This window comes from Bacillus sp. SD127 (genome assembly GCF_058566445.1).
On record NZ_CP191226.1, the window covers coordinates 2,207,271 to 2,234,029 of the forward strand.

The window sequence follows — 26,759 nt, forward strand, 5'->3', positions numbered from 1 at the left end:
AGATCTTCAAAAAAGGCTGATTTCAATGCTTTTTCTTCAACAACTATACGTTGCTGAACCATGATATACCTTTTTTCATATTGATCAATATGGAATTGTTGTATGTTTTGCAAACGAGGACGTAAGTTTTTTGAAATAAAATAGACAATATGTTGACAAACCAAAACGAAGTGCTATGATGATATAGACAACAAATTGTCTTTTGGGAGGATTATAATGAACTTTTCTAAAGAACTAAAAGATTTATTTTTAATGCAGCAGTCTTACGCTACACTTTTTTCTGTTTTAAACAAAATTCAATCACGAGGTGATGAGTACTATGAGAGCTTAACGACTAGGCAATTTATGACGATGGTCTCCATACTGCATTTACCGGAAGAAGAAACCACTTTCAACAACATTGCCAAAAAATTAGGTACGTCGAAACAGAACATAAACAGGCTTGTCAGCAGTATTGAAAAAAGAGGATATGCCGTTACTGTGCCAAGTAAACGTGACAAGCGTGCGGTTAATGTGAAAATTACCGATTCTGGAAAACGCGTTTTAGAGGAGTGCGGTGAAAAAGCTGTGTACTTTATGGCAGATATTTTTCAGGGGTTTTCGACGGAAGAATTAGAGACACTGTGGAATTTATTGAAAAAGCTATACAGTTTTGACGGAGAAGAGCAGGATGGTTTCGAAGAAGATGCTCGTGACTTTGAAATTGAACAAGAACGTGATGATCTGAAAATAAAAATACTTCAGGAGTTCGCAAAACGGAGAATGTAAAAAGGAGATACGTATGAACAGCGTGGCATTAATAGAAAATTTGAAAAAGCAGTACACGAACAAAACTGCAGTAGACGGCATTTCATTTGAAGTAAAGGAGAGTGAAATCCTTGGGCTTCTTGGCCCAAACGGAGCAGGAAAAAGCACAACGATTCATATTTTATCCGGAGTACTGTCGGCCACTTCCGGAAATGTTACGATATTGGGCCATAATGTAAAAAACAGCGCAAAGAAAATGAAAAAGGGCATCGGAATCGTCCCTCAAGATATCGCCATCTATGAGGATATATCTGCTGAGCAAAATGTTCGCTTTTTTGCCAGTCTATATTCTCTTAAAGGAAAAAAGCTGAAAGCCCGGGTTAAGGAGGCCTTGGAGCTTGTACAGCTATATGATCGTAAAGATGATAAGCCTAAGACTTTTTCAGGCGGGATGAAAAGAAGACTAAACATTGCCTGTGCTATTGCCCATCAGCCGAAACTGATTATTATGGATGAGCCGACTGTTGGGATAGACCCTCAATCCAGAAATCACATATTGGAGTCTATTAAATTGCTTAAAGAAAAAGGAGCGAGCATCATTTACTCAACTCATTATATGGAAGAAGCGGAGGCTATTAGTGATCGGATTATGATTATGAATGAGGGAAAAATCATTGCTAACGGGACGAAAGATGAATTGTACAAAAAAGTAAATAAAGAAATGACTTACTCTTTTCAGCTGGCGAATGCAGATAAATTAAACAAAAACATTCTGATGGATATAGAAGGGGTTATAAAAGTACACTCCATAGAGGGTGAATTGAAAGTTACAGTCCGAAAGAGCCAAGATCTCCTAGGTGAAATCATAGCAGAATTAAGTGTTCAAGGATGCAGCATTCTGCATATGAGCAGTCAAGAGGCATCATTAGAAACGGTATTTTTGGAGCTGACGGGAAGAAATTTAAGAGATTAGGAGAGGCAACATGAGTTTGATAAAAGTAATGACATTTGATTTTATGAATATTTTAAGGAATCCGGTTCTCGTTTTAGCTAATACGATTTTTCCTTTCATTCTTATTGTGATCATGGGTTTTGTCACAAAAAACAGCTTTGGGGCAGATGGTATCAGTTCATACGATTATTACGGGGTGAATATGATCATTTTCTCAGCGGCTCTGATCGCAATGACCGCGTCCAACACATTTATGGAAGAAAAGGTGAAGAGAGGAAACATCCGCCTTGTATACGCACCCGTTTCGAAAACAAGTATTTATCTTTCAAAATTACTATCAACTTACATATTCAGTGTGATATTGTACAGCATGAATGTATGGACGGCCCAAACGATTTTTAAATTGAACTTTGGCGGAGAAGACCTTCCGTATATCTTGCTTTTACTGCATGTCTTTTTGTTCTTTGGCTGCTGTTTCGGCACCATGTTTTGCTGCATTTTTAAAAATGAAGAACAGGCGAATAGTATCATGCAAATTCCAGTTGCTTTTTTTGTTTTCTTTGGAGGCGTTTTTTTCGGAATTCATAGATTTGGAGATACCGTAAATGAAATTTCCGTATTTTCTCCGGTTAAATGGGTAGCGGAATGCTCATTTCGCCTCATTTATGATCATGATTTCAGCATTTTGCTGCCTGTGGTATCCATTCTTCTCTTGGCTTCAGTCGTTTGTATTGCCGTTTCCCATGTTGTTTTTAAGCCGGAGGGATATGTATGCTGAATCTATTCCGAAATAGGTGGGAACGAATACTGGCGAAGAAAGCCGTTATCATCATTGCAGTGATTATCATTCCGCTGATGGTTGGAGCAGCGATTCTTTTTTCCGGTAAACCGGTCTTAAAAGAAACCATTGCATTTGTCACGGAGCAGGATGAAATGAAAAATCTCCCCAAAGATCCTGCCTTTCGAGTGGTTATGGTCCATCAAAAGCCGAGGTTTTCTGATCTTATGTTAGGAAAATATGCAGCAGTCGTAGAAAAAAATCATCAAGACTACAAGGTAAACACTTTGAAGAGTGAAGCGGATAAAAAAATGATTCGGGAGCTTTTTGAGACTGGGAAAATGCCGAACAGCTATAAAGGAGAGGATAAAATAAGGACTGAAAGAGGGACAGGCACAAATATCTTAGGTTTTATCGTGATGCTTGTTTTTATGCAAGGTGTCGCGCTCACTGCCTTGTATCCTGAAGACCGCATGCTTAAAACCTTCAGGCGGATTTTAGTGTCACCCGTAAACGAGAACAAATACCTGAGTGTTCAGTTTATCTTTACATTTTTATGTCTATACATACCAACCTATCTGGCCATTGTGATGACAACAATATTATTTCATGTGAATATTGGCTTTCGCTTGGACATTCTTGCTGAACTGCTGGCTGTTCTCGCAGTGCTTGCAGCGTCATTCGCTATTTTTATGTCCTCAGTTATGGATCGAAACTTAAGCTTGGTGACGAGCGGAATCAGTGTGGTTACGTCTGTATTGTCAGGCTGTTTTATTTCTTTTACGACTAATCTTCCCGTCTTAGATGCACTATGTGCGATTCTGCCGCAAAAAGCATTCATGACCTTTATCCATGGGATAGAAATAGGGCAGACAATGCGGGAATTCAAATTTCAGCTTTTTTATATCTTTCTTTGGTCGGCATTATTTTATTTCTTTGGTGGCTTTATGACAAGAAGCAGGATGAAGAAAGGGATTTAATGGATGTCACTAGATGCATAGAACGCTATGCATCTTTTTTATTGTTTCGTTATAATGAGTTATTTATTAGGGAGTTTTTAAGAATGAAGTGGCATTGCTGGCACGAATACAGAACCGGACATTTTATATGACAAGGCTCCGTCTTCGCCAATGCTGCGATGGAATGCGGTCTTTTTGATTGCCGCTACTGTGAGTATTTTAGCTATGATATTTTGAGAGGCAATCCTGCGGAGTGAAAACAGACGAGAGACTTAGGGAAGAGCAGCTAGAATCTCTGCTCATTCTCTGATTTTCATGAATTTATCATAGAATAAACATTTGTATCATAAGGGACACCGCTTTGGTACATATATTGTCTTAATACGCCTTCTTTTTGAAATCCCATTTTTAACAGCAAACGATTTGACGCTTCATTTTCCATAAAAACAACTGCACCGATTCTCGTTAGTTCAAGGATATCAAAGCCGAAAGACACAATTTCTAAAATGGCTTCTGACGCATAGCCGTTTCGCCAATTCGCCGGGCTGATTTCATAACCGATTTCTGCACGTTTATGCTTGGGGGCCAAAGCATGAAAGCCAATCGTACCGATGAGTTCTTTGGTGTCTTTTCTTTCAATTCCCCACCGTATTCCCCGCTTTTCTTGATAATTGTCGGCAAACTGATGAATCATTGTTTTTGCTTGATCTATACTTTCAAAGGGATCAAGTCCGTAGTAGCGTGTGACGCCATGGTTTGAAAAACAAGTAAAAATGGCTTCCGCATCTTTCTCTGTCAACTCTCTTAGAATAAGCCTGACGGTTTCTAATTCAGGAAACACCGAATCCCTCCCTTATGGTGTATGTAGGTTTATCATATCCCTTTTATTTCCTCTTTTCTATAACGAAATCGAATTTGATGAAGCAAAGGAGCGGATTTGTTTTTCTAATTCCTCTTTGTTTTTATTAAATTGTTTCGTTCGATGGCCGTTCGCGCCCGATGGGTGAGGGAAGCCGTGTAGGCAGGTCAGCCGCCATTTGCTGTTTTCCCTGATCAGTGTTTCACAGACTGTTTCGGCTGCTTTGCCTAGCGGGATAAGAAGAGCAGGGCTCGATAGCTTTTCAAGTTCAGCGGGAAAATGCTTATATGCATAAGTGCTTAGCATAGATGAGCGGGGGATAGCCGGACGATGTCCTGTATAGTTTTTCTGTTGAATGAAAACAGGGTATTTGATAACAGAAGTGGTGTGAAGCATATGGCGCAAGTCGCCGAAAAGCTGTGCGGCGCTTTGAATGCCTAAAACCTGCGGCAGCCCGCATTGATCCAGCATCGTAATCAGGTTATCTCTCATAGTTCCAGAAAGTCCTGCCGCTTTTTTGGTGTCTAAAGCTATCTGTTCTAGAGATCGGCCTTTGCGCAAGCTTTCTGCGGCTGTTTCATAAGCTGTTTTCATCTGTGAAAAACCCGGCGTTATGCCTGACATCACAACTGAAGCATCTTGATTGATATATTCATTATGAGGTGAATAGTACATTTCAAGCGCGTTTTCTTGGTGTATGCGAAATGGGGAAGTGAGCAAATCCGTTTTCGAAAGCGGTCTTGATACCGGAAGAGTATTTAATTTCTCTGCAAATGCTGCTAAACCGCTGCGGTTTCCAATCATGGGTGAACCTCCCTAAAAATGATATCCCATTGTCCATTTTAAACGTTACAACGGGATATCATTCATATTTAACCTCTATTCAAATGTCCTGCGTGCCACACCTCTTTAACTGCTTGAGGGGCTTCTTTCACTTCAGCAGCAGTCTGCTGCAACGCGGTTTTTTTCATTTCAACATCGTACTGAATCATTTTTTGTTTTTGAGACAGCTGCTGTGCTTCCGTTTTTACCATTTCAACTTGTTTTTGCATGGATTGCGTAACTGCAGTGAGTTCCTTCATGGCGGGATCTATTTTCTTCTTGTTTTGAATCACATTTATCCCTAAGTAAATGATTGAAATGGCTATTACTGCGATACTGATATAAACGATAACCATATGTTCACCCCTTTTCTAATGTCATACCCTATTTCGCCTATTATAATCAGGTGAAATGTTATCTGGTCAGTTCATATGATTTGCGTATTGGTTTTCTTGTGCTTATAATGTGTTATCGTACATATGTAAACAAAGAAAGGGTGCTTCAATTGCAAAGTTTACAAAATAAAACTGCTCTTATCACAGGCGGAGGCAGAGGGATTGGACGCGCGACAGCTCTTGCGCTTGCGAAAGAAGGCGTAAATATCGGTTTAATCGGACGAACTGCCGCCAATGTTGAGAAAGTCGCAGAAGAAGTAAAAGCACTTGGTGTGAAAGCTGCGTTTGCCGCTGCGGATGTAAAGGATGCGGCGCATGTTGATCAAGCTGTGGCTTCTATTAAAGAGGAGCTTGGCGAGATTGATATTCTCATTAACAATGCGGGAATCAGCAAGTTTGGCGGATTCTTAGATCTATCCGCTGATGAGTGGGAAAATATCATTCAAGTGAACCTAATGGGTGTATACCATGTTACTCGTGCGGTGCTTCCTGAAATGATTGAACGCAAAGCTGGTGACATTATTAATATTTCTTCTACAGCCGGCCAAAGAGGAGCAGCTGTCACAAGCGCTTACAGCGCATCCAAATTTGCCGTTCTTGGGTTAACAGAATCTCTCATGCAAGAAGTGAGAAAGCATAATATCAGAGTCAGCGCGTTAACGCCGAGCACTGTCGCAAGTGATATGTCGATTGAACTGAACCTGACAGACGGTAATCCTGAAAAGGTTATGCAGCCTGAGGATCTTGCTGAATATATGGTAGCTCAATTGAAATTAGATCCGCGTATTTTCATTAAATCTGCAGGATTGTGGTCAACAAATCCGTAAAACGAAAGCCTGTCTAGCGACAGGCTTTTTTATTTGAATTCAATCCGCACAGGTAAATGTTTAACACCAAACACGAAAGGACTTGGTACCGCTTCGAGTTTCTGTTCATCATCAGCTTTTTTAATATAAGCTGACATAGACAAGAGGGAGGAAAGAGCGATTTTTGCTTCGAGCCTGGCCAATGGTGCGCCGAGGCAAAAGTGAATTCCGAACCCAAAGCTGAGATGGGGGTAGGAGGGGCGGTTAATGATAAAACGATCAGGTTCAGAAAATTTAGCATCATCCCGATTGGCTGACGCGACCCAGCTGATAACGGAAGATCCTTTCTTTATAAATGCTCTGCCAAGCGCTATATCTTCTGCTGCAACTCGTCCGATGGCTTGAACAGGCGGATAATAGCGGAGTGTTTCTTCTATTATATTAGGCACATAGTCTGTATTCTGTCTTATCTGTTGTTGCATGGCTGTGTCTTCCGTGATATAGCGAACAGCATTCGCGATCAAATTAGTAGTCGTTTCGTTTCCCGCGACAAGAAGTAGAATGCAAAAACCGAGCAGCTGCTCTTCTGTTAGATATTCTCCATCGACTTCTGACTGCAAAAGCATCGTAATCAAATCTTCTTTTGGCTGGGCTCGTCGTTTTAATAGAATGTCTCTAAAATAGTTACTTAAGAAAGCGTGGCCGTCCCGGCGTTTTTGAACCATGTCAGCGACAGATTTGTCTGAACTGTTCTTCGCTCCGGCAACGAGCACGTCGGAGTATGTTTTGATGATGTGCCGGTCTTCAATCGGTGCTCCAAGCATTTCAGCAATGATAATAACAGGAAGGGGGCCTGCTATATCATCTATCATATCGATTGTGTCTTTTTGCCGCGCCTCCTGTAAGAGGAATGCTGTAACGTCTTTTATGCGGGTTTCGATTTGTTTCACTGCCTTTGGAGTAAACGATTTGTTGACGAGTGCACGTAATTTGGTATGTTTCGGAGGGTCCATTGTTAAAATGCTTTCTGCCTGTATGCCGCGTTTGGATGAAAAAAGTTTGGGATTTTTCAGGACGAATTGAACGTCATCATACTTAAAAACATCCCAGCAATCACGCTGTTTGTCATAGCGAACAGGAGACGATTTCCGAAGCTTTTCATAAATCAGGAAGGGGAAAAGACGATCCTTTTCGAATTGCAATTCTTTCATGGGAATCAAGTTGGCGTAACGTTCTTCTTTGGCAGGGCGCGCTGTTTGCTTTGTCATTTTATCATCTCCTTTATCGATACGTTATCAAAGGCTGTTTTTCAATTCAATGGACATATATTGAAGAAAATGTAAACCGGACAATAGTTTTAAATTGAAGATCATAGTGAAAACAAGTTATAATGAACCAAATGTTCATTCTATCTTTTTCTATTCCCACCAGCCATACAAACACCAAACACAAAATAACTTGATTATCATGTTATTAATAGAAGAAGGAGAACAACAGGAAAAAATTGAATATTTAGTACATAGTGTTCTCAGTTTACAGAGAAGGGGTGCAGACCGATGAAAGAAGAAAAAAGAAGTTCCACTGGATTTTTAGTCAAGCAGCGCGCGTTTTTGAAGCTTTATATGATTACCATGACTGAGCAGAAAAGACTTTACGGGTTAAAGCTTCTGGAAGTGCTTCGATCAGAATTTAAAGAGATTGGTTTTAAACCAAACCATACAGAGGTTTACCGGTCTTTGCATGAGCTTCTTGATGATGGGATATTAAAACAAATCAAAGTAAAGAAAGAAGGGGCTAAGCTCCAAGAAGTGGTCCTCTATCAATTTAATGATTACGAGGCAGCCAAGCTGTATAAAAAACAGCTGAAAGTAGAGCTGGATCGCTGCAAGAAACTGATTGAAAAAGCACTGTCAGATAATTTTTAACATAGAAAACACCCGGCATAGTCACGAGTATCGGGTGTTTTCTGTTTTTCATTATACATATTTGTCGAAATGAAACAATACAAATCAATAGTGACCTTCAAACTTGACATCATTTCCTCACGTGGTAACATTTTAAACGTGTGAAAATACGAACAAAAAAGCGAACAAAGGAGATGTTACCGATCTTTGATCAAAAAAAAGTAGCTTTTATCGGAGCCGGATCTATGGCGGAAGGAATGATATCAGGTATCGTTCGTGCCAATAAAATCCCAAAACATAACATCTGCGTTACAAACCGCAGCAATACAGAGCGATTAGCTGAGCTTGAACTTCAATATGGAATCAAAGGCGTGGCGCCGGATCACTTATGTATTGAAGACATGGATGTGCTCATTTTGGCGATGAAGCCAAAAGATGCCGAAAGCGCTCTGTCATCATTAAAAACACGCATCCAACCCCATCAATTAATTTTGTCGGTGCTAGCCGGCATAACCACCTCTTATATTGAACAATCATTGCATAATCAACAGCCGGTTGTCAGAGTAATGCCTAACACATCAAGTATGATCGGCGCTTCTGCAACTGCCATCGCACTTGGCAGGCATGTGACAGATGATTTAGAAAAACTGACGGCGGCTTTGCTCGGCTGTATGGGTGAAGTGTATACAATCCAGGAAAATCAAATGGATATTTTTACGGGAATTGCCGGCAGCGGCCCTGCGTATTTTTATTATTTAATGGAATTCATCGAAAAGACAGGCGAGGAAGCGGGCCTTGATAAACATTTATCACGAAGCATCGGTGCACAGACACTCTTGGGTGCTGCAAAAATGCTGATGGAGACAGGAGAACAGCCCGAGGTGCTGAGAGATAATATCACCTCGCCAAATGGAACGACTGCTGCCGGATTGCAGGCCTTGAAGAAGAGCGGCGGAGGAGAAGCCATTTCTCAAGCCATTAAACATGCGGCTAAGCGTTCAAAGGAAATCAGCGATGATATCGAAAAAACAGCGGCACCGCTATAAAACAGGAGTGATAAAGTGACGTCTGAAACAGAAATGAAAAGAGTTGTCGTGAAGATCGGCAGCAGTTCATTAACAAGTCTTCATGGGGAAATCAGCATTCGCAAACTGGAAGCTTTAGTGGACCAGGTCGCCAAACTAAAAGACGCCGGATATGAAGTCATCCTGGTTTCTTCCGGCGCAGTAGCTGCAGGATATCGCAAGCTCGGGTTTCTTCAGCGACCAGATAATCTGCCTGAAAAACAAGCGTCTGCTTCAATCGGTCAAGGGTTGCTGATGGAGGCTTATTCAAAGCTGTTTTTGGCGCACGGTTATGTGGCTTCCCAAATTTTAATTACAAGAAGCGACTTTTCTGATGAATACCGATATCACAATGTTCGGAACACAATGAATGTACTGCTCGAACGCGGTATTATCCCGATAATTAACGAAAATGACACAGTGACCGTCAATCGGCTTAAGTTTGGCGATAATGATACACTCGCGGCCAAAGTCGCCGGATTAATCGATGCGGATTTGCTTGTGATTTTATCGGATATCGACGGTTTATATGACGGCAATCCGCGAAATAATCCAAAAGCGAAAAGGGTGCAGCGAGTCAGTGAGATTACACCGGAAATTGAAGCGTGTGCAGGCGATACAGACAGCGAGGTCGGCACCGGAGGCATGCGGTCCAAACTGGATGCGTTTAAAATTGTGATGGCATCCGGCATAAAAGGATTTCTTGGCCAGGCAGACGCTGCAGATATATTATATCAAGCTGTTCATGGAGAGGCGGAAGGCACCTATTTTGAAGCTGAGGGAACGCTTCCGTTGAATCAAAAAGAGCAGTGGATCGCTTTTAATTCCGGACCAGAAGGTGAAATTGTTTTATCAGATGACTGTTCCGGCCAAATAGCTGACGGTCAATCGCATATATACCCAGATGGTGTAAGGGAGATTAAAGGAAAATTTAAAAGCGGCGCTGTTGTCCGCCTGACTGATTCTCATGGTGAAGACATCGGCCTCGGGATCGTCAATTATTCTTCCTCGCAGCTTGAGACACCTGAAAAAAATAAAGGCATGGAAAACAAAGCTGTGATTGATCCAGAAGCGTTTGTATGCCATGTGGATTTATCTTTGCCTGTATATTAAATCGAAGAAATACACGGGAACAAAAAACCCGAACTTCTCCAGATAAGCTCGGGTTCTTTTTTATTGATACTGTTCCAATTTCGAGAAAAACTGAATGACAAACTCATAAAAGTCCTGCGCTGAAGGTGCAAGCTCTCTGTTTTTCGGCTTAATAATCCCGACAGTCCGTTTCACTTGAGGAAACTCAATTGGAATTTTCACAGTAAATCGGGGTGTCGTTTCAGCAAAAGTGCTCTCCGGCAGAAGGGTGACACCCATACCTGCGGACACCAATCCTTTGATAGCGTCCAAATCCTCACCCTCTGTAGAGACAAGAGGGGCAAACCCGGCTTGTTTGCAAGAGTCAATTGCCATTTTTCTAAGCACAAATCCTTCGGGAAATAACACAAATTGATCGTTGCGCAAATCGATTAAATGCACCGTTTTTTGTTTGGCAAGCGGATGATTTAATGGTACAAGCGCGTATATTTTTTCCGTGAATAAAATATTTCCTGCTATGTCTGGAAAACTCGTCGGCACCGGGCCTAATAACGCTAAATCGATATCGCGGTTTCTGACAGCTTCAATCAGAAACTTATAAGAGCCTTGGCGCAGCAAAAACTCTACGTGCGGATATTCTTCTTTAAATGCCGAAACGACAGTCGGCAGAAGCTGACTGGCGAGGCTTGTAGGAAAGCCGATTTTTACGGTTCCGCGATGCGGGTCAAGGTACTCATCAATTTGTTCTTTTGCATAATCGATGGCTTTCATCGCTGTTTTGACATGAATTAAAAATTCTTTTCCAATCGGAGTGAGTTTGATATTTCTCCCTTCACGCTCAAATAAAGTAACATTTAATTCTTCTTCAAGGTTTGCAATTTGTCTGCTGATTGCTGATTGGGCCACATGCAGATAATCAGCGGCTTCTGAAACGTGTTCCCGTTCAGCAACCTCCATAAAATAACGCAGTTGGCGCAGCTCCATGTAAGTCTCACATCCATCTATCTCATTTTGAGATTCTTTTGATCTAAATTATATATTGTTTATATCGTTTTGAAAACCTACAATAATATTAGAGTTGTTAGATTTTATGACCGTTATTATCGGAAACTGATCGGGGGAGAGGAATTATGACTTACAATCAAATGCCAAAAGCTCAAGGTCTCTACCGTCCTGAATTTGAACATGATGCATGCGGAATCGGCCTATATGCGCACTTAAAAGGCAAGGCGACACATGACATCGTCAAACAGGGGCTGCAGATGCTTTGCCAGCTCGACCACAGAGGAGGTCAAGGCAGTGATCCGGATACGGGAGACGGTGCCGGCTTACTGGTTCAAATCCCTGATGCTTTCTTTAAGAAAGAGTGCAAAGACATCAATCTGCCGGAAAAAGGACGTTACGGGGTAGGAATGGTCTTTTTCTCGCAGAAGGAAGATGAAAGAAAAAAAATCGAAAAGCAAATCGATGCACTGATTGAGCAGGAAGGCCAAGTTGTGCTTGGATGGAGAACTGCACCTGTAAATGTCGGAAAAATCGGAACAGTAGCACAAAAAAGCTGTCCGTTTGTCCGTCAAGTATTCATTGGCGCAAGTTCTGACCTGAAGGATGATTTGTCCTTTGAGCGAAAATTGTATGTCATTCGTAAACAGGCTGAAAACTGGGGAGTAACGGAAGGTCTAGATTTTTATTTTGCCAGTCTTTCAAGCCAAACTATTGTTTATAAAGGCCTTTTAACACCTGAACAGGTTGATGCGTTTTATTCCGATCTGCAAGATGAGGCATTCGTATCCGCTTTTGCACTAGTTCATTCACGCTTCAGCACGAATACCTTCCCTACATGGGAAAGAGCACACCCAAACCGTTATTTGGTTCACAATGGTGAGATTAACACCCTTCGAGGAAATATCAACTGGATGAGAGCACGTGAACAGCAATTTGTGTCTGAAAGTTTTGGTGAGGATCTCAATAAAATTCTTCCGATTCTGAATGCTGACGGCAGTGACTCTTCCATTTTAGATAACGCATTTGAGTTTTTCGTTATGGCTGGACGCAAGCCGGCACATACGGCGATGATGCTGATTCCTGAGCCATGGACAGAAAATACGCACATGTCTAAAGAAAAAAGAGCGTTTTATGAGTATCACAGCTCATTAATGGAGCCTTGGGATGGTCCGACGGCCATTTCATTTACTGACGGAAAACAAATCGGCGCAATACTCGACCGAAATGGTTTACGTCCGGCCCGTTATTATGTGACAAAGGATGATTATATTATTTTCTCATCTGAGGTCGGCGTTATTGAGGTTGAACAGGAAAACGTTTTATATAAAAACCGCCTTGAACCAGGAAAAATGCTTTTAATTGACCTGGAAGAAGGCCGCATTATTTCTGATGAAGAAGTAAAAACACAAATCGCAACTGAATATCCGTACCAAAAATGGCTTGAGGAAGAGCTTGTGCAAGTGAATCCTGATCCGGAAACAAGAGAGGAAGAGCAGTTCACGGATCTTCTTACGCGTCAGAAAGCGTTTGGATACACATATGAGGATATTCAAAAATATTTAATTCCTGTTATTAAAGAAGGAAAAGATCCTCTCGGCTCAATGGGGAACGATTCGCCGCTTGCTGTTTTGTCTGATCGCCCGCAATCGCTGTTTAACTACTTTAAGCAATTGTTTGCACAGGTTACCAACCCGCCGATTGACGCGATTCGCGAGCAGCTCGTGACTTCAACAATGACTTGGCTCGGAGCAGAAGGCGATCTCCTTCATCCGAATGAACGAAACGTCCGCCGAATCAAGCTGTATACACCCGTGTTATCCAATGAGCAGTTTTATGCGCTGAAAACCATCGTCCATCCTGATTTAAGAAGCCAAAAAATGAATGTGCTGTTTTCAGAAGATCTTGAACGCGGGTTAAAAGACATGTTCACCCAAGCTGAGAAAGCAATCAGCCAAGGCGTCAGTCTTTTGATTTTGTCCGATAGAGCAATGAATGAGCAGTTAACGCCAATTCCGCCGCTGTTAGCAGTCAGCGCACTGCACCAGCATTTAATCCGAAAAGGATTGCGCACGAAAGTCAGCATTATCGTTGAATCGGGCGAAGCACGTGAAGTTCATCACTTTGCAGCTCTAATCGGCTATGGTGCTGATGCTGTCAATCCTTATCTGGCATATGCGACCTATAAGCAGGAAATTGACGAAGGCCGCTTGGATATCAGCTATGAAGAAGCTGTCAGCAAGTATGGAAAAAGCATTACTGAAGGTGTCGTAAAAGTGATGTCGAAGATGGGGATTTCTACTGTACAGAGCTACAGGGGCGCCCAAATCTTTGAAGCGGTAGGAATCAGCCGTGACGTGATTGACCGTTATTTTACGGGAACAGCATCACAGCTCGGCGGCATTAACTTAAATACCATTGCGGCAGAGGCACAGCGCCGCCACCAGGAAGCCTATAAGGATGACTACAGCAAAACGCTTGAACCGGGAAGTGACTTCCAATGGAGAAACGGCGGAGAGCATCACGCATTTAACCCGAAAACGATTCATACCTTGCAATGGGCGTGCCGCAGAAATGATTACAATCTGTTTAAACAATATACGAAAGCGGCAGATGAAGAACGAATCGGATTCCTGAGAAACTTGTTCTCATTTGACGAAAACCGCAAGCCTCTAAAAGTGGAGGAAGTAGAATCTGCTGAATCGATTGTCAAACGGTTTAAAACAGGTGCGATGTCATTTGGATCATTAAGCAAGGAAGCCCACGAAGCATTAGCGATTGCGATGAACCGCTTGGGCGGAAAAAGCAACAGCGGTGAAGGCGGAGAAGATCCAAAACGCTTTGTGCCTGATGAAAACGGCGATGACAGAAGAAGCGCGATCAAACAAATTGCTTCCGGACGATTCGGTGTGAAAAGCCATTACTTAGTCAACGCCGATGAGCTGCAGATTAAAATGGCGCAAGGCGCAAAACCGGGAGAAGGCGGACAGCTGCCAGGCAATAAAGTGTATCCTTGGGTTGCCGATGTCCGCGGATCAACACCTGGGGTCGGATTGATTTCACCGCCTCCTCACCATGACATTTATTCAATCGAGGATTTAGCCCAGCTGATTCACGATTTAAAAAATGCGAACCGTGATGCAAGAATCAGCGTGAAGCTGGTCTCAAAAGCTGGTGTCGGAACGATCGCTGCGGGTGTTGCTAAAGCAACTGCAGATGTCATCGTTATCAGCGGTTACGACGGAGGTACAGGTGCTTCACCTAAAACAAGCATTAAACATACAGGGCTTCCGTGGGAGCTTGGCCTTGCAGAAGCGCACCAAACCTTAATGCTGAACGGACTCCGTGATCGTGTTGTATTAGAAACAGACGGAAAGCTTATGACAGGCCGCGACGTCGTCATGGCCGCATTGCTCGGCGCCGAAGAATTCGGTTTCGCAACTGCTCCGTTAGTTGTTCTCGGCTGTGTTATGATGCGCGCCTGCCATTTGGATACATGTCCTGTCGGGGTAGCGACTCAAAATCCTGAACTTCGCAAAAAGTTCATGGGAGATCCTGATCATATTGTGAACTACATGCTGTTTATTGCTGAAGAAGTCCGTGAATACATGGCTGCATTAGGTTTTAAAACGTTCGATGAAATGATCGGCCGCACTGACGCACTTAACGTGAGTGAGCGGGCAAAGGCGCATTGGAAAGCGAGTCAGCTTGATTTGTCCACACTTCTTTATCAGCCGGAAGGGATACGGACATTCCAAACGCCGCAAAACCATAAAATTGATCAATCGCTCGATATCACAACAATTCTTCCTGCTGTAAAAGATGCCATTGAATCGGGAAAAGAAGCTGATATTTCAGTCGAAATCAATAACACAAACCGTGTAGCAGGCACTGTAACAGGCAGTGAAATTTCGAAACGTTACGGAGAAGAAGGACTTCCGGAAGATACGATTAAGCTGCAATTCACAGGTTCAGCTGGACAAAGCTTTGGAGCGTTCGTTCCAAAAGGCATGACGCTTTATTTAGACGGAGATTCAAATGACTATGTCGGAAAAGGTCTGTCTGGCGGAAAAATCATTGTCAAATCACCGGAAGGATTCAACTCCGAATCACATGATAATGTAATTATCGGCAACGTAGCATTCTATGGCGCGACGAGCGGAGAAGCATATATTAACGGCCGTGCAGGTGAACGCTTTGCCGTTCGGAACAGCGGTGTGAATGTTGTTGTTGAAGGCATCGGTGATCACGGCTGTGAATACATGACAGGCGGAAGTGTTGTCGTACTGGGTGATGTCGGCAAAAACTTCGCGGCTGGTATGTCCGGCGGAATCGCGTATGTATTGGTCGAAGATGTAAAGGCATTTAAACGCAAATGCAACCTTGAAATGATTTTGTTAGAGTCATTAGAAGTTGAAAAAGAAATTCAACAAGTTAAAGCAATGCTTGAAAAGCATGCTGCGTATACAAACAGCCAAAAAGCAGCAGACCTGCTTGAACAGTGGGAAGACAGCGTGAAAACATTCATTAAAGTGATTCCGAAAAACTATAAACAAATGCTTGCGAGCATCGAAGAGCAAAAAGCTGCGGGCTTATCTGAGGAAGAAGCCGTCATGTACGCGTTTGAAGCCAATACGAAACCAAAGCAGAAAAAAGCGCCGGCGGGACAAAAACAAACGGTAGTACAGTAAGGAAGGGGAGAGGAACATGGGGAAACCAACTGGATTTATGGAAATCAAACGAGAAAAACCAGCTGAGCGAGACCCTCTCACTCGCTTAAAGGACTGGAAGGAATATTCTGCTCCTTTTTCAGAAGAAGCGTCGAAACGGCAGGGGGCGCGGTGTATGGATTGCGGTACACCGTTTTGCCAGATCGGTGCTGACATTAACGGATTTACATCCGGCTGTCCGATTTACAACTTAATTCCTGAATGGAACGATCTTGTCTACCGAGGCAGATGGAAAGAAGCATTAGAACGGCTTGTAAAAACAAACAACTTTCCTGAATTCACAGGGCGGGTTTGTCCCGCTCCTTGTGAAGGGTCATGTACACTAGCGATTTCCGACCCGGCCGTATCGATTAAGAATATTGAACGGACCATAATTGATAAAGGGTTTGAGAATGGCTGGATTCAGCCTAGAATTCCGAAAAAACGAACAGGCAAAAAAGTCGCCATCGTTGGGTCGGGCCCAGCCGGACTGGCGAGTGCTGACCAGTTGAACCAAGCTGGACATTCTGTCACTGTATTTGAACGCGCAGACAGAGCGGGCGGACTTTTAACTTACGGCATTCCAAACATGAAACTTGAAAAAGGAATTGTCGAACGCCGCATTAAGTTGCTGACGCAAGAAGGAATCGATTTTGTTACAAATACGGAAATTGGCGTTGATATAACGGCTGATGAGCTGAAAGAGCAATTTGATTCCGTGATCCTTTGCACAGGTGCTCAAAAACAGCGGGATCTGTTAATCGAGGGACGCGAATCAAAAGGTGTTCACTACGCGATGGATTACTTGACGCTTGCTACAAAAAGCTATTTAGATTCTAACTTTAAAGACAAGCGATTCATTGATGCGAAGGGGAAAGACGTTATCGTGATCGGAGGCGGAGACACAGGAGCTGACTGTGTGGCTACCGCTTTGCGCCAAAAAGCCAAAAGCGTGCACCAATTCGGCAAACACCCGAAACTTCCTCCGGCTCGCACGAATGATAATATGTGGCCTGAACAGCCGCACGTCTTTACGCTTGAATATGCATATGAAGAAGCAGAAGCAAAATTCGGAAGAGATCCGAGAGAATATTCGATCCAAACAAAAAAATTGGTTGCCGATAAAAACGGCAAATTGAAAGAGCTCCATACGATTCAAATGGAGAAAGTGAAAAATGAGCATGGAAAATACGAGTTCCGTGAACTGCCTGGAACTGAAAAAGTATGGCCTGCTCAGCTCGTCTTTATCGCTATCGGCTTTGAAGGCACAGAACAGCCGCTTTTAAAACAATTTGGTGTTGATTCTAATAACAACAAAATCAGCGCAGCATATGGGGATTATAAAACAAATATCGATGGTGTTTTCGCCGCAGGGGATGCAAGAAGAGGCCAAAGCTTAATCGTATGGGCGATTAATGAAGGCCGTGAAGTGGCGCGTGAAGTTGACCGATATTTGATGGGGAGTTCAGTTCTGCCGTAAATAAAGGGGATTATATAAAAAAAGAAACCGGACTGTTTGTCAGCCGGTTTCTTTTTTAATCTATTGTGATTCCGATGTTCCCAAACTGGCTGCCTTCCAGCATACTGGTATATGCTTCATGTGCTTGTTCTATAGGATATGTCCGGTCAAGCACGGGCCGAAGTTTATGTTTTTCCATGAAATGCAGCATTTCACGGAATTCATCACGGCTTCCCATTGACGTTCCCAATATATTGATTTGCGGAAAGAATAAAGAACGCAGCGGAAAACTGAGATTATCACCCGAACTTGCACCAAAGCTGACAATACGGCCGTTCGGTTTAACATGATCAAAGTATTCTGAAAAGAGGGCCGGCCCTATGCTATCGAGAATGACATCAGCTTTTTGTCCTTGAAGATGTTCAGACCAATTGCTGTAACTTTCAAAAGCGTGGTCAGCGCCTAATTGTATTGCTCTTTTTCTTTTTTCCTCGCTTCGAGAAGTCACGCTTACAGTTGCTCCAATCGCTTTAGCCATTACTAGCGCGTAGGTTGCAACGCCGCTTCCAATTCCGGGTATCAAAATATGCTCGCCTTTTTTTAATTGGGCCTTTGTAAAAAGTGCTCGATATGCGGTCAGAGCTGATAATGGCAACACGCCTGCTTCCTCCCAGGATAGATAAGAAGGTTTTTTCACTGCGTTTTGTGAAGGAATGATCACATATTCAGCAAGTGTTCCGTTTGAAGGGCCTCCCAAAATATCCGGAACAGGAGGTACATCATCTGTTACTTCCCAATTCAAAGTCGGTAAAATCACCACTTCTGTTTGAACAGCCAGATGATCTACACCTTCACCGACCGCTTCAATAATACCAGCACCGTCAGAGCCCAGAATAAACTCAGGATCTTGTTCAGTTTTATTTTTCATGAGAAACAGGTCCCGGTGATTTAATCCCGCCGTTTTCAACTTTACTTTCACTTCTCCGTTTCCGGGATTTTGAGAAGGGATGTCCTGATACGCTAACCCCCGAAGTCCGCTTTTTCCGTTATGAATAACCGCTTTCATGCCGTCTGCCTCCTATATTCCTCGTAATCTATGATCTTCACATATTTTACACAGCGGTTTTCTTCAAGTAAAATGAACAAAAATGATTGCCGGTATCACTTTTAATCATAGCAAGAAGGTGACAGCGTGTGGAAAGCGGAGAATTAAAGATATTCCGGGCTGTTGCCCGTGAAGGAAGTATAACAAAAGCAGCCCGGCAGCTGAATTATGTTCAATCTAATGTAACAGCCAGAATCCATAAGCTTGAGACAGATCTGAATATCAAGTTATTTCACCGGACAAATCGTGGAATGACGTTAACGGCTGCGGGGGAAAACCTATTACAATACGCAGATCAAGTTTTATCATTATTAGACGAAGCTGAGAAATCAGCGCAGTTAAGTCAGCATCCGAAAGGGCCGTTGCGGCTTGGAGCATTGGAAACAACAGCGGTCACTCACCTGCCTGAACATGCAGCTTCATTCCTCAGACGTTTTCCTGAAGTTGATTTATCAGTGAACACAGGTGATACGCACAGCTTGGTTCGGCAAGTTCTAGATCATAAGGTGGATGGCGCTTTTGTGTACGGTCCTGTTGAATACATGGATATCAAACAAATTCCTGTTTCCTATGAGGAATTGGTGTTGATTTCACCGGAGGAAGGGGCGATAGAGGACATGCTACGGCTGCCGATGCTCTTTTTTGGAACCGGCTGCTCTCATCGCGATAGGGTCAAAAGATTATTGGAGGAAGCAGGTATTCAACAGCAAAAAATCATAGAATTTGGCACATTGGAAGCCGTTATCAGAGGTGTTTCCGCTGGTTTGGGAACGGCGCTGCTGCCAAAGTCGGCCATTGCCTGCTCTGTCCATCGCCAAAGGGTGTACGTTCACCAGCTTCACGCATCATATCAGGATATGACGATTGTGTTTATTTACAGGAAAGACTTTTTTATGACCAGTGCATTTCAGCGGTTTATTGCAGAATTGAATGAGGCCAAATTTATCCAATCAGTCTAATCAAGAAGAGAAGATTCAACAATAGCAGGGGATGCGGGATAGATTTTTGTTTTCGTAAGCTGGAGAGACGGTTTTCAAAAAAACTAAGAAGCTTTAAGGTCTATGAATTGATTAGCTGATCAAACCTTTATGTGTTTCGAATTGTTATCTGGCACATGTCTGGATGTTATATTGAAAGGTATTCGTACCGACCGTTAAGGAGTTTGCGGGGACCATAGGCAAGATTAATCGTTCACAGCAAAAAACTGTACTCGGCAAAAATGAGTACAGTTTTTCTTTTTTATTTATGTTTTAAATTAATTCCGATCGCTGCGCCGTTTCTGCTTGAATCGGCTACTCCTTTGAAGGTGCCGTTTTCACGGTCGATAAAAATGCTTTGCACGTTTCCGATGTCCACTGGACTTGTGCCGAATTTATGGCCCATGTCTTTTAATTTGCTGAGTACATTCTCTGGAACTCCGTCTTCGTATCTGTAGGAGCTCATACTGTTTGTGTAAATTCTCGGCTCTTCAACCGCTGCTTTTAATTCCATTCCATATTCTATATTATAGAGGATGGTTTGCAGCACGGAAGAAATAATCGTTGCCCCTCCAGGAGATCCGACTGTGAGAACTGGTTTGTCATCTTTAAACAAAATCGTCGGAGTCATGCTGCTTAATGGCCGCTTGTTCGGCTGAACTTCGTTGGCTCCGCCTGGAACCGCATCAAAATCTGTTAGTTCATTGTTTAAAATGACGCCGTAATCAGGAACCATAATGCCTGTGCCAAACAGCTGTTCAATTGTTGTTGTATAGGAAACAACATTGCCCCAGCGGTCCGCGACGGTAAAGTGTGTCGTTTGGCCGTCTACTTTATCATTCGGCTGTTCGACTTGCTTATAGTTTGCGGTTCCTTCTTCGTATTTCCAAGGATCACCGGCTTTTGGTTTTTTGTTGACTTCATCTAAACTGATTAATTGCTGGCGCTCTTTTATATAGTCGGGGTGAAGCAAACCTTTGAGAGGAACATTTACAAATTCGGGATCGCCTGCATAAGCTGCACGGTCAGCGTAAGACAAATGCATGGTTTCAGCGAGCAGATGGTATTTTTCCCATGAGCGGATATCATATTGTGAAAGGTTAAAATCATCGAGAATGTTTAGCATTTGCAGCAAGAAAACGCCGCCAGAGCTTGGAGGAGGAGTCGTTGCGATTTGATAGCCTTGATATTCTCCCCAAATTGGTTCGTCAATTGTAATGTCATAATTTTCTAAATCTTTTTCGGTCATTGATCCCCCAAAATCCTGAACAGTATCAGAAAGGGCTTTGGCAAATCTGCCTTCGTAAAAGGCGTCTATGCCTTTCGAACGAATGAGCTTAAAGGTTTTGGCCAGATCTTTTTGAATGAGCGTATCGCCTTCTTTAAGCGGCTCGCCATTCGGCAGAAATACATCCTTAGCGGCAGTCCGTGATAATTTTTCCTGATAATCAGAAATCGCATCTGCTAACACTGAATCAATCGGAAAGCCTTTATCAGCGAGTTTTATAGAGGGGGAAATTAATTGTTTCATCGAACGGGTTCCCCATGTATCCAAGGCTTTTTCCAGCCCTTTCAGTGTACCCGGAACACCAACGGCAGTACCTTTTGTGACACGTTCGGAGAAAGGTATCGCTTTGCCGTTTTCATCGAGAAACATATCCGGAGTTGCGCCTGCGGGAGCGCGTTCACGGCTGTCAATGATCGTCGTATCTTTTGTTTTTCCGTCATACACCATCATAAAACCGCCGCCGCCAATACCTGACATCATCGGTTCTGTGACATTAAGCGCAAACTGAATGGCAACCGCCGCGTCAATGGCATTTCCGCCTTTTTTCAGGACGTCAGCTCCGATCTCTGAAGCGAGAGGATGCGCAGTCGCAACCATTCCGTCTTTGCCTACATCTACTTGTTTGTACTCGTCATAGCCTTTGGGCGGCTTTTTAGCTTCCGCGTGAAATGGAGCACTTCCAGCGACTAACAGAACACTAAGCATGGCTGCTAAACAGACGTTCCACGTTTTTTTCATGTTCTCCCTCCTATTAAGCTGTTATGTTACAATCTTAGCGTAAAAAAAATACAGCGGTTTCACAAGTGACAAATGGTATATTATCTATATCATTCGGCCTTATTTCTGTGTGAAATTGATTATATTGGGGTGAGTCATGTGCTATAGTAGAAACAGCATACGGATTCAGAAAGGAATGCTATATGTATTTAACGATTAAAGAAACAGCAGAATATGCAAATCTTTCAGAGGATTATATTAAAAGTTTGGTGCTCCAAGGTAAAATCAGGGCCGTTCATGACGGTGAGCAATTTTTGATTTATAAGGGACAGTTCAAAACGCATCTCGAACAGCTGGAAAATTACAAAGCGCTCGTGCAGGAAATATTAAATGAACCGATCCCAGAAGATATTGATGTAAAGGATGAAGACTAGGACACAATTTCAAATTGTGTCTTTTTTTTGCATATTTTTTGTGAGCATCTCGAAAAGAAAAGCGTCATATTGCGTTATAAGGGCTTTTTCAGGAAGGGTCAGAGTGATTTGTCTCAGGAGGCGAAAAAGCTTTATATGAGCCTGTAAATGCCATTTCAGAAGATAGGGCGTTTCAAGAGATCTCTTTTCTGCTTATGTAACACTATGTATATTATGTTACATAAGTGCTCCCGGACTTTGACATTCAACGTTTTTCCGCTATAATAGTAACATAGACCTCAAAACGTTACATAACGGTTTTTAAGGAGTTTTTTGATGCATATTGTACAGCCGATCCGCAGTTTAGAGAAAATTCAAGATGTAAAACATTATTTACGCAGCAAAAACAAGCGTGATTATTTTTTGTTTATTTTCGGCATTAACAGCGCGCTCCGAATTTCTGATATTTTGCCGCTTCAAGTGAAAGATGTCAGAAATAAAGACCATTTATGGGCGACTGAAAGTAAAACTAAAAAGAAAAGGAAGATTCTCATTTTAGAATCTTTGAAAGCAGAAATATACGAGTATACGAAAGATATGAAAGAAAATGAATACCTCTTTAAATCTGTCCGAACCAGAAAGCCAATTTCACGCATTCAGGCATACAGAATTTTAAGAGAGGCAGCCGAAGCGTGCGGACTTGAGGAAATAGGGACCCATACGCTCCGGAAAACATTTGGCTATCATTTCTACCAGCGGACAAAAGATATCGCTGAGCTGCAGAGGATCCTTAATCATTCATCACCTTCGATTACAATGCGTTATATTGGAATCGATGAAGATACAACAAGAGCTGCTTATAAGGTATTTGGAGGGCTGTAAATCAAATCGCTTGAAAATCGTGACAATCGGAGCTACTATATAGATATCAAAAAAGCTCTAGTAGCACAGCGGATAGTGCAGCAGTTTCCTAAACTGCAGGTCGGGAGTTCGAATCTCTCCTAGAGCGTAATAAAACAAAAGGGCAATGGACGATACGTCCGTTGCCCTTTTTATGCTTAACATAAAAAACGCCCGTTTTTCGGGACTGACCCCATAAAGATGAGACAAATAAAAAACACCTTCAAGTTTGAAAACGGATAGTTGTTATCCGAAATAAGACTTAGAGGTGTTTTTTGTATGGGAACAAGAATGAGTTATCCGATTGAAGTCAAACAGAAGGCTGTAGAAATGAGATTGGCAGGCGTGCCTATGAAAGAGATCATGCAGGAATTGAATATCAAGAATAAGACGCAGGTTCAGACATGGGTTAGATGGCATAAAGCTGGGGATACACATCGATTCGAACAGCTTGTTGGTAAGCAATACACTTACGGAAAAGGTCCGGAGTATGCTTCCGAATTAGAGAAACTGCAGGCAGAGAACCGTTATCTGAGACAACAGAATGAGGTTTTAAAAAAGTACAACGAATTGGAAAGGAAGTTGATAGCCAAACGTCAGTCGAACTTGTAGAAGTATTGCACGGCACAATGACCGTACAGAATATCTGTGTTCATTTAGGTATCTCACGAGCGTCTTATTATCGTTGGAAGAAGAACCTGATGATAGATCATCCCAAGTGCCATTTGGAAAAACAAATCGGCACGTTGTGCCGAGAGCACAAGTATCGATATGGATATCGAAAAATTACAGCTATATTAAAAAAGGAAATGCGTATTAACCATAAAACGGTTCAGCGTATCATGCAGAAAAATCAGTGGCAGTGCCGGGTTAAGGTGAAAAAACGCAAGAAGAATGGGCAGCCATATGCCGTGGTTGATAATATATTAGATCGGAACTTTCAGTCTGATCATCCTCTTGAAAAACTAGTAACGGACATCACATATTTGCCTTATGGACAGAAACAATTGTACCTTTCCAGTATATTGGATGTATACACTGGAGAAGTGATTGCTTTCACGATTGGAGATAAGCAGGACACAGACTTTGTCTTAAACACACTTGATCAGCTGCCAACACTGCCTCAGAACTGCGTGTTACATAGTGACCAAGGATCTGTGTATACATCTTATGAGTATCAGAAAGCTGTTAAAACAAAAGGCATTACCATGAGCATGTCCCGCAAAGGGACGCCCGCTGATAATGCCTCCATCGAATCGTTTCATTCCTCACTAAAGTCTGAAACGTTCTATCTTAACAGCATTGATCGAACCACGACCGCCATCGTAGAACGCACTGTCAAAGAATACATTTATTATTATAACAACATTCGTATTCAAACGAAACTAAACAGCCAATCACCGATAAGCTATCGGCAATTGGCTGTATAAAAGTGTTTTGATCCCTGTCTCAAAAACGGGGGTCAGTCCCTTTCTCGGGCGTTTTTTTCTTATATAACTGCGTCAAAGCGATTTACTTTCCACTTTTTGTTCTCTTTTACAAATGTCACTTTCCGTTTTGCTGAAGGTGATCCGTCCAAAGTAGGAACGGTAAATTCATATGTGACTGTGCCGCCTTTTTTAGAAATGAGTTTAGCGGTTGATTTTTTCCAATTTAAGAGATTGTCTCCGTCACCGACCGGAACAGCCAGTTTTCCTTTTGAGACAATGAAATGATAGTCTTTAAAGCCTTTTTCAATCGCTGTTTTTGAGAAAATAGGTGTTAAGTAATTCACAGCTTTTTCTTTTGTGCCAAGGTCACTGCACATGTATACGTACTGAAGATTTTGATGCTCGAATGTGCCTGATGGGCAAACTGCTTTTTTCACTTTTGGATTGTGCCCGCTCATTGTATTCCAAAAATGCTCTCTTGCTGTTAGTGCCAGCTGCAATGCTTGTTTTTGTGATAAATCCCCGGATGTGTTTTTCGCAAATGCATTTGTGTTTAATGACAGAATAAGTGCAATAGTGGTTAGAAATAGAAGATATTTTTTCAATGTGGCTCTCTCCTTTAAAATCTCTTTCTCTTATGTTACAAATGTTACAATAGTTACGTTTAGATTACAATACTTTTGCATAAATTATTTTTTATTCTTTCATCTCACCAAAAGACTATGCTGTATCGCGCTAGTTTATTCTTGCAGATTGAAAAATGTGTAAAAATAGGAGAATCGGGAAGGGTTTTATAAGTACTGTGGTGAATAGTTACATGTTGCATGTCGTGTTCATTTCAAAAGAAACGGGAGCACGTTAGTGAAACGAGTTTAAATAAAGGAGTCATTCATATGGAAACATTACAAGAAAATCCCGTATCTAAGAAGAAGAGCAATCCATCTGTTTGGCGGTCAATGTCACTATTTTTAGTGCCGCTCCTTCTGAGCAATGTGCTGCAATCAGTGGGCCAATTAGTTGGGATGGTCGCTGTGGGCAGATGGCTTGGCGTAGATGCGCTTGCAGCTGTCTCATCCTTTTTCCCGCTGTTTTTTCTTCTCATTTCATTTACGATCGGCATCGGTTCCGGCAGTTCCATTCTTATCGGGCAAGCCTACGGGGCAAAAAATGAGGAACGGTTAAAGGCCGTTGTCGGAACAACGCTGACATTCACCTTTTTATTAGGAATTGTGTTAGCTGTGATCGGCAGTATATTCACCTTAGATATTCTGCGTCTCATGGGAACGCCGGAAAATGTAATTCATGTCAGTGTCAGCTATGCGCGTATCTTATTTTGCGCAATGCCGTTTATGTTTTTATATTTTGCTTATACCACATTCTTGCGGGGGACAGGAGATTCTAAGACACCGTTTTATACATTGATAGTAAGCACAGTCATCAATATAGCACTTTTACCGATCTTCATTCTCGGCATGTTCGGCTTGCCGAAGCTGGGCATTTACGGCTCTGCTTACGCAACCGTTATTTCTACAATTGTGACCTTTATCGTATTATTGGTGTATCTGCGGAAAACGAAACACCCGCTGCAATTTGATAAGACAGTACGGCGTTATTTGAAAATGGATAAGGAATTGCTGGCGCTTCTGCTGCGTCTTGGTATTCCGTCAAGCATTAACATGATTCTCGTCTCACTATCGGAAATAGCAGTCATTTCATTCGTCAATCATTATGGCTCTGATGCAACAGCAGCATACGGCGTGGTCAATCAGGTAGCCAGCTATGTGCAAATGCCGGCTGTCAGTCTGGGGATCGCGGTGTCTATTTTCGCCGCTCAATCTATTGGAGCGAATGAGTTTGACCGGTTAAAGCAAGTCATTCGGGTCGGTATTTGGCTGAATTATATCATTGGCGGTGTGCTGATCCTCCTTATCTATCTTTTTGCACATCAGATTTTAGCATTATTTTTGACCGAGAAAGATACCCTTTACATTGCACACAGGCTTTTGATGATTACATTATGGAGCTATTTGCTGTTTGGGAATGCCCAAATTATTTCTGCGACGATGCGTGCAAGCGGAACGGTTTTATGGCCGACCCTTATCAGTATTTTTGCCATCTGGGGAATCGAGGTGCCGGTTGCGTTTGTTCTGTCTCACTATACAAATCTTGAAATACTCGGCATTTGGGTAGGCTATCCGGCAGCATTTGCTGTGAGTTTGCTTTTGATTTACGGGTATTATCAATTCATTTGGAAAAAGAAGCAGATTACACGTCTGATTCAATAAACTCCAAAAAACACCGTTCATTTTGAATGGTGTTTTTTGTTTACTTAAAGACAAAAGGGAAAACATAAAATGGAGGAAATAGTGCACACTGAATTG

General features: G+C 42.4%; 22 protein-coding genes, 1 tRNA gene and 1 pseudogene. 16 read left to right on the forward strand and 8 right to left on the reverse strand.

What is annotated here, in order from left to right; translation table 11 throughout:
- Nucleotides 1-216 precede the first annotated feature (216 nt).
- Genes ACQVGS_RS11890 through ACQVGS_RS11905 form a run of 4 tightly spaced genes read left to right on the forward strand, consistent with a single transcriptional unit; the run spans nt 217 to nt 3,457 of the window.
- Nucleotides 217-768, forward strand: coding sequence for a MarR family winged helix-turn-helix transcriptional regulator (locus ACQVGS_RS11890; protein ID WP_069487385.1), 552 nt, complete (start codon nt 217-219; stop codon nt 766-768).
- 13 nt (nt 769-781) lie between these two features.
- Nucleotides 782-1,720, forward strand: coding sequence for an ABC transporter ATP-binding protein (locus ACQVGS_RS11895; RefSeq protein WP_318752042.1), 939 nt, complete (start codon nt 782-784; stop codon nt 1,718-1,720).
- Nucleotides 1,721-1,730: 10 nt separating this feature from the next.
- A complete protein-coding gene (locus ACQVGS_RS11900) occupies nt 1,731-2,477 on the forward strand; it encodes an ABC transporter permease (RefSeq protein ID WP_101863265.1) in 747 nt (248 codons plus the stop codon).
- Nucleotides 2,471-3,457, forward strand: a complete 987-nt coding sequence (locus ACQVGS_RS11905) for an ABC transporter permease (protein ID WP_318752041.1) — start codon at nt 2,471-2,473, stop codon at nt 3,455-3,457. Before ACQVGS_RS11900 ends, ACQVGS_RS11905 begins: the two co-directional genes overlap by 7 nt.
- A gap of 292 nt (nt 3,458-3,749) precedes the next feature.
- On the opposite strand, the gene ACQVGS_RS11910 is transcribed toward ACQVGS_RS11905, so the two are convergent.
- The 3 genes and pseudogenes from ACQVGS_RS11910 to ACQVGS_RS11920 all read right to left on the reverse strand — a co-directional run bounded on the left by ACQVGS_RS11910 (nt 3,750) and on the right by ACQVGS_RS11920 (nt 5,473).
- Nucleotides 3,750-4,277, reverse strand: a complete 528-nt coding sequence (locus ACQVGS_RS11910; RefSeq protein WP_268545088.1) for a GNAT family N-acetyltransferase — start codon at nt 4,275-4,277, stop codon at nt 3,750-3,752.
- 43 nt (nt 4,278-4,320) lie between these two features.
- Nucleotides 4,321-5,099 (reverse strand): annotated as a pseudogene (locus tag ACQVGS_RS11915) (hypothetical protein).
- Nucleotides 5,100-5,167: 68 nt separating this feature from the next.
- The gene (locus ACQVGS_RS11920) at nt 5,168-5,473 is read right to left on the reverse strand and encodes a DUF948 domain-containing protein (RefSeq protein ID WP_059336520.1); all 306 of its coding nucleotides are present in this window, start codon (nt 5,471-5,473) and stop codon (nt 5,168-5,170) included.
- 149 nt (nt 5,474-5,622) lie between these two features.
- Between ACQVGS_RS11920 and ACQVGS_RS11925 the strand changes: the two genes are divergently transcribed.
- Nucleotides 5,623-6,339, forward strand: a complete 717-nt coding sequence (locus tag ACQVGS_RS11925; protein ID WP_059293344.1) for a 3-ketoacyl-ACP reductase — start codon at nt 5,623-5,625, stop codon at nt 6,337-6,339.
- 29 nt (nt 6,340-6,368) lie between these two features.
- Here ACQVGS_RS11925 and ACQVGS_RS11930 read toward each other — a convergent pair whose 3' ends face one another.
- On the reverse strand, nt 6,369-7,586 hold the full coding sequence (locus tag ACQVGS_RS11930; protein WP_491830262.1) for a cytochrome P450: 1,218 nt from the start codon (nt 7,584-7,586) through the stop codon (nt 6,369-6,371).
- A 288-nt stretch (nt 7,587-7,874) separates the two neighbouring features.
- Between ACQVGS_RS11930 and rtp the strand changes: the two genes are divergently transcribed.
- From rtp to proB, 3 genes are all read left to right on the forward strand, one after another.
- A complete protein-coding gene (gene rtp / locus ACQVGS_RS11935) occupies nt 7,875-8,243 on the forward strand; it encodes a replication termination protein (RefSeq protein ID WP_216394238.1) in 369 nt (122 codons plus the stop codon).
- A gap of 146 nt (nt 8,244-8,389) precedes the next feature.
- Nucleotides 8,390-9,268, forward strand: coding sequence for a pyrroline-5-carboxylate reductase (gene proC / locus ACQVGS_RS11940; protein WP_127696951.1), 879 nt, complete (start codon nt 8,390-8,392; stop codon nt 9,266-9,268).
- Nucleotides 9,269-9,283: 15 nt separating this feature from the next.
- Nucleotides 9,284-10,399 carry a glutamate 5-kinase gene (gene proB / locus ACQVGS_RS11945; RefSeq protein ID WP_400153582.1) on the forward strand — a complete coding sequence of 372 codons (1,116 nt, stop codon included), beginning with the start codon at nt 9,284-9,286 and terminating at the stop codon, nt 10,397-10,399.
- Nucleotides 10,400-10,459: 60 nt separating this feature from the next.
- Here the strand turns inward: proB and gltC are convergent, their stop codons facing one another.
- On the reverse strand, nt 10,460-11,362 hold the full coding sequence (gene gltC, locus ACQVGS_RS11950) for a glutamate biosynthesis transcriptional regulator GltC (protein ID WP_188323788.1): 903 nt from the start codon (nt 11,360-11,362) through the stop codon (nt 10,460-10,462).
- Between the two features lie 146 nt (nt 11,363-11,508).
- Between gltC and gltB the strand changes: the two genes are divergently transcribed.
- Nucleotides 11,509-16,071 (forward strand): glutamate synthase large subunit, encoded by a 4,563-nt coding sequence (gene gltB, locus ACQVGS_RS11955; protein ID WP_491830263.1) that lies wholly within the window; start codon nt 11,509-11,511, stop codon nt 16,069-16,071.
- Nucleotides 16,072-16,087: 16 nt separating this feature from the next.
- Nucleotides 16,088-17,569 (forward strand): glutamate synthase small subunit, encoded by a 1,482-nt coding sequence (gene gltD, locus ACQVGS_RS11960; RefSeq protein WP_044155668.1) that lies wholly within the window; start codon nt 16,088-16,090, stop codon nt 17,567-17,569.
- A 55-nt stretch (nt 17,570-17,624) separates the two neighbouring features.
- On the opposite strand, the gene ACQVGS_RS11965 is transcribed toward gltD, so the two are convergent.
- On the reverse strand, nt 17,625-18,614 hold the full coding sequence (locus ACQVGS_RS11965; RefSeq protein ID WP_400153584.1) for a zinc-binding dehydrogenase: 990 nt from the start codon (nt 18,612-18,614) through the stop codon (nt 17,625-17,627).
- 128 nt (nt 18,615-18,742) lie between these two features.
- Here ACQVGS_RS11965 and yofA point away from each other — a divergent pair, with 128 nt between their 5' ends.
- The gene (gene yofA, locus ACQVGS_RS11970) at nt 18,743-19,612 is read left to right on the forward strand and encodes a LysR family transcriptional regulator YofA (protein WP_400153585.1); all 870 of its coding nucleotides are present in this window, start codon (nt 18,743-18,745) and stop codon (nt 19,610-19,612) included.
- 280 nt (nt 19,613-19,892) lie between these two features.
- Here the strand turns inward: yofA and ggt are convergent, their stop codons facing one another.
- Nucleotides 19,893-21,656 (reverse strand): gamma-glutamyltransferase, encoded by a 1,764-nt coding sequence (gene ggt / locus ACQVGS_RS11975; protein ID WP_095713037.1) that lies wholly within the window; start codon nt 21,654-21,656, stop codon nt 19,893-19,895.
- Between the two features lie 182 nt (nt 21,657-21,838).
- On the opposite strand from ggt, the gene ACQVGS_RS11980 reads away from it, so the two are divergent.
- The 4 genes from ACQVGS_RS11980 to ACQVGS_RS11995 all read left to right on the forward strand — a co-directional run bounded on the left by ACQVGS_RS11980 (nt 21,839) and on the right by ACQVGS_RS11995 (nt 24,378).
- Nucleotides 21,839-22,069 (forward strand): excisionase family DNA-binding protein, encoded by a 231-nt coding sequence (locus ACQVGS_RS11980; protein ID WP_491830264.1) that lies wholly within the window; start codon nt 21,839-21,841, stop codon nt 22,067-22,069.
- Between the two features lie 315 nt (nt 22,070-22,384).
- A complete protein-coding gene (locus ACQVGS_RS11985; RefSeq protein ID WP_188323786.1) occupies nt 22,385-22,930 on the forward strand; it encodes a site-specific integrase in 546 nt (181 codons plus the stop codon).
- Between the two features lie 54 nt (nt 22,931-22,984).
- Nucleotides 22,985-23,057: transfer RNA gene (locus tag ACQVGS_RS11990), tRNA-Arg, on the forward strand.
- A gap of 170 nt (nt 23,058-23,227) precedes the next feature.
- Nucleotides 23,228-24,378 (forward strand): IS3 family transposase gene (locus ACQVGS_RS11995; protein ID WP_474393193.1). Its coding sequence is split into 2 segments (ribosomal slippage): nt 23,228-23,501 and nt 23,501-24,378, totalling 1,152 coding nucleotides; the frame shifts between segments, so codons are not numbered across the junction.
- 59 nt (nt 24,379-24,437) lie between these two features.
- Here ACQVGS_RS11995 and ACQVGS_RS12000 read toward each other — a convergent pair.
- Nucleotides 24,438-24,983, reverse strand: coding sequence for a DL-endopeptidase inhibitor IseA (locus tag ACQVGS_RS12000; protein WP_400153636.1), 546 nt, complete (start codon nt 24,981-24,983; stop codon nt 24,438-24,440).
- Nucleotides 24,984-25,271: 288 nt separating this feature from the next.
- Between ACQVGS_RS12000 and ACQVGS_RS12005 the strand changes: the two genes are divergently transcribed.
- Entirely contained in the window at nt 25,272-26,663 is a 1,392-nt protein-coding gene (locus ACQVGS_RS12005) for an MATE family efflux transporter (RefSeq protein ID WP_024121626.1), read from the forward strand.
- Nucleotides 26,664-26,759: the final 96 nt, after the last annotated feature.

Excerpts from the sequence above, each read along its gene's own strand:
- ACQVGS_RS11905 (WP_318752041.1), top strand. The coding sequence starts at position 2,471 with ATGCTGAATCTATTCCGAAATAGGTGGGAACGAATACTGGCGAAGAAA.
- gltD (WP_044155668.1), top strand. The coding sequence starts at position 16,088 with ATGGGGAAACCAACTGGATTTATGGAAATCAAACGAGAAAAACCAGCT.
- rtp (WP_216394238.1), top strand. The coding sequence starts at position 7,875 with ATGAAAGAAGAAAAAAGAAGTTCCACTGGATTTTTAGTCAAGCAGCGC.
- ACQVGS_RS11920 (WP_059336520.1), bottom strand. The coding sequence starts at position 5,473 with ATGGTTATCGTTTATATCAGTATCGCAGTAATAGCCATTTCAATCATT.
- ACQVGS_RS11985 (WP_188323786.1), top strand. The coding sequence starts at position 22,385 with ATGCATATTGTACAGCCGATCCGCAGTTTAGAGAAAATTCAAGATGTA.
- ACQVGS_RS12005 (WP_024121626.1), top strand. The coding sequence starts at position 25,272 with ATGGAAACATTACAAGAAAATCCCGTATCTAAGAAGAAGAGCAATCCA.
- ACQVGS_RS11965 (WP_400153584.1), bottom strand. The coding sequence starts at position 18,614 with ATGAAAGCGGTTATTCATAACGGAAAAAGCGGACTTCGGGGGTTAGCG.
- gltC (WP_188323788.1), bottom strand. The coding sequence starts at position 11,362 with ATGGAGCTGCGCCAACTGCGTTATTTTATGGAGGTTGCTGAACGGGAA.
- ACQVGS_RS11930 (WP_491830262.1), bottom strand. The coding sequence starts at position 7,586 with ATGACAAAGCAAACAGCGCGCCCTGCCAAAGAAGAACGTTACGCCAAC.
- ggt (WP_095713037.1), bottom strand. The coding sequence starts at position 21,656 with ATGAAAAAAACGTGGAACGTCTGTTTAGCAGCCATGCTTAGTGTTCTG.
- gltB (WP_491830263.1), top strand. The coding sequence starts at position 11,509 with ATGACTTACAATCAAATGCCAAAAGCTCAAGGTCTCTACCGTCCTGAA.
- ACQVGS_RS11980 (WP_491830264.1), top strand. The coding sequence starts at position 21,839 with ATGTATTTAACGATTAAAGAAACAGCAGAATATGCAAATCTTTCAGAG.
- ACQVGS_RS11900 (WP_101863265.1), top strand. The coding sequence starts at position 1,731 with ATGAGTTTGATAAAAGTAATGACATTTGATTTTATGAATATTTTAAGG.
- ACQVGS_RS11890 (WP_069487385.1), top strand. The coding sequence starts at position 217 with ATGAACTTTTCTAAAGAACTAAAAGATTTATTTTTAATGCAGCAGTCT.
- ACQVGS_RS11895 (WP_318752042.1), top strand. The coding sequence starts at position 782 with ATGAACAGCGTGGCATTAATAGAAAATTTGAAAAAGCAGTACACGAAC.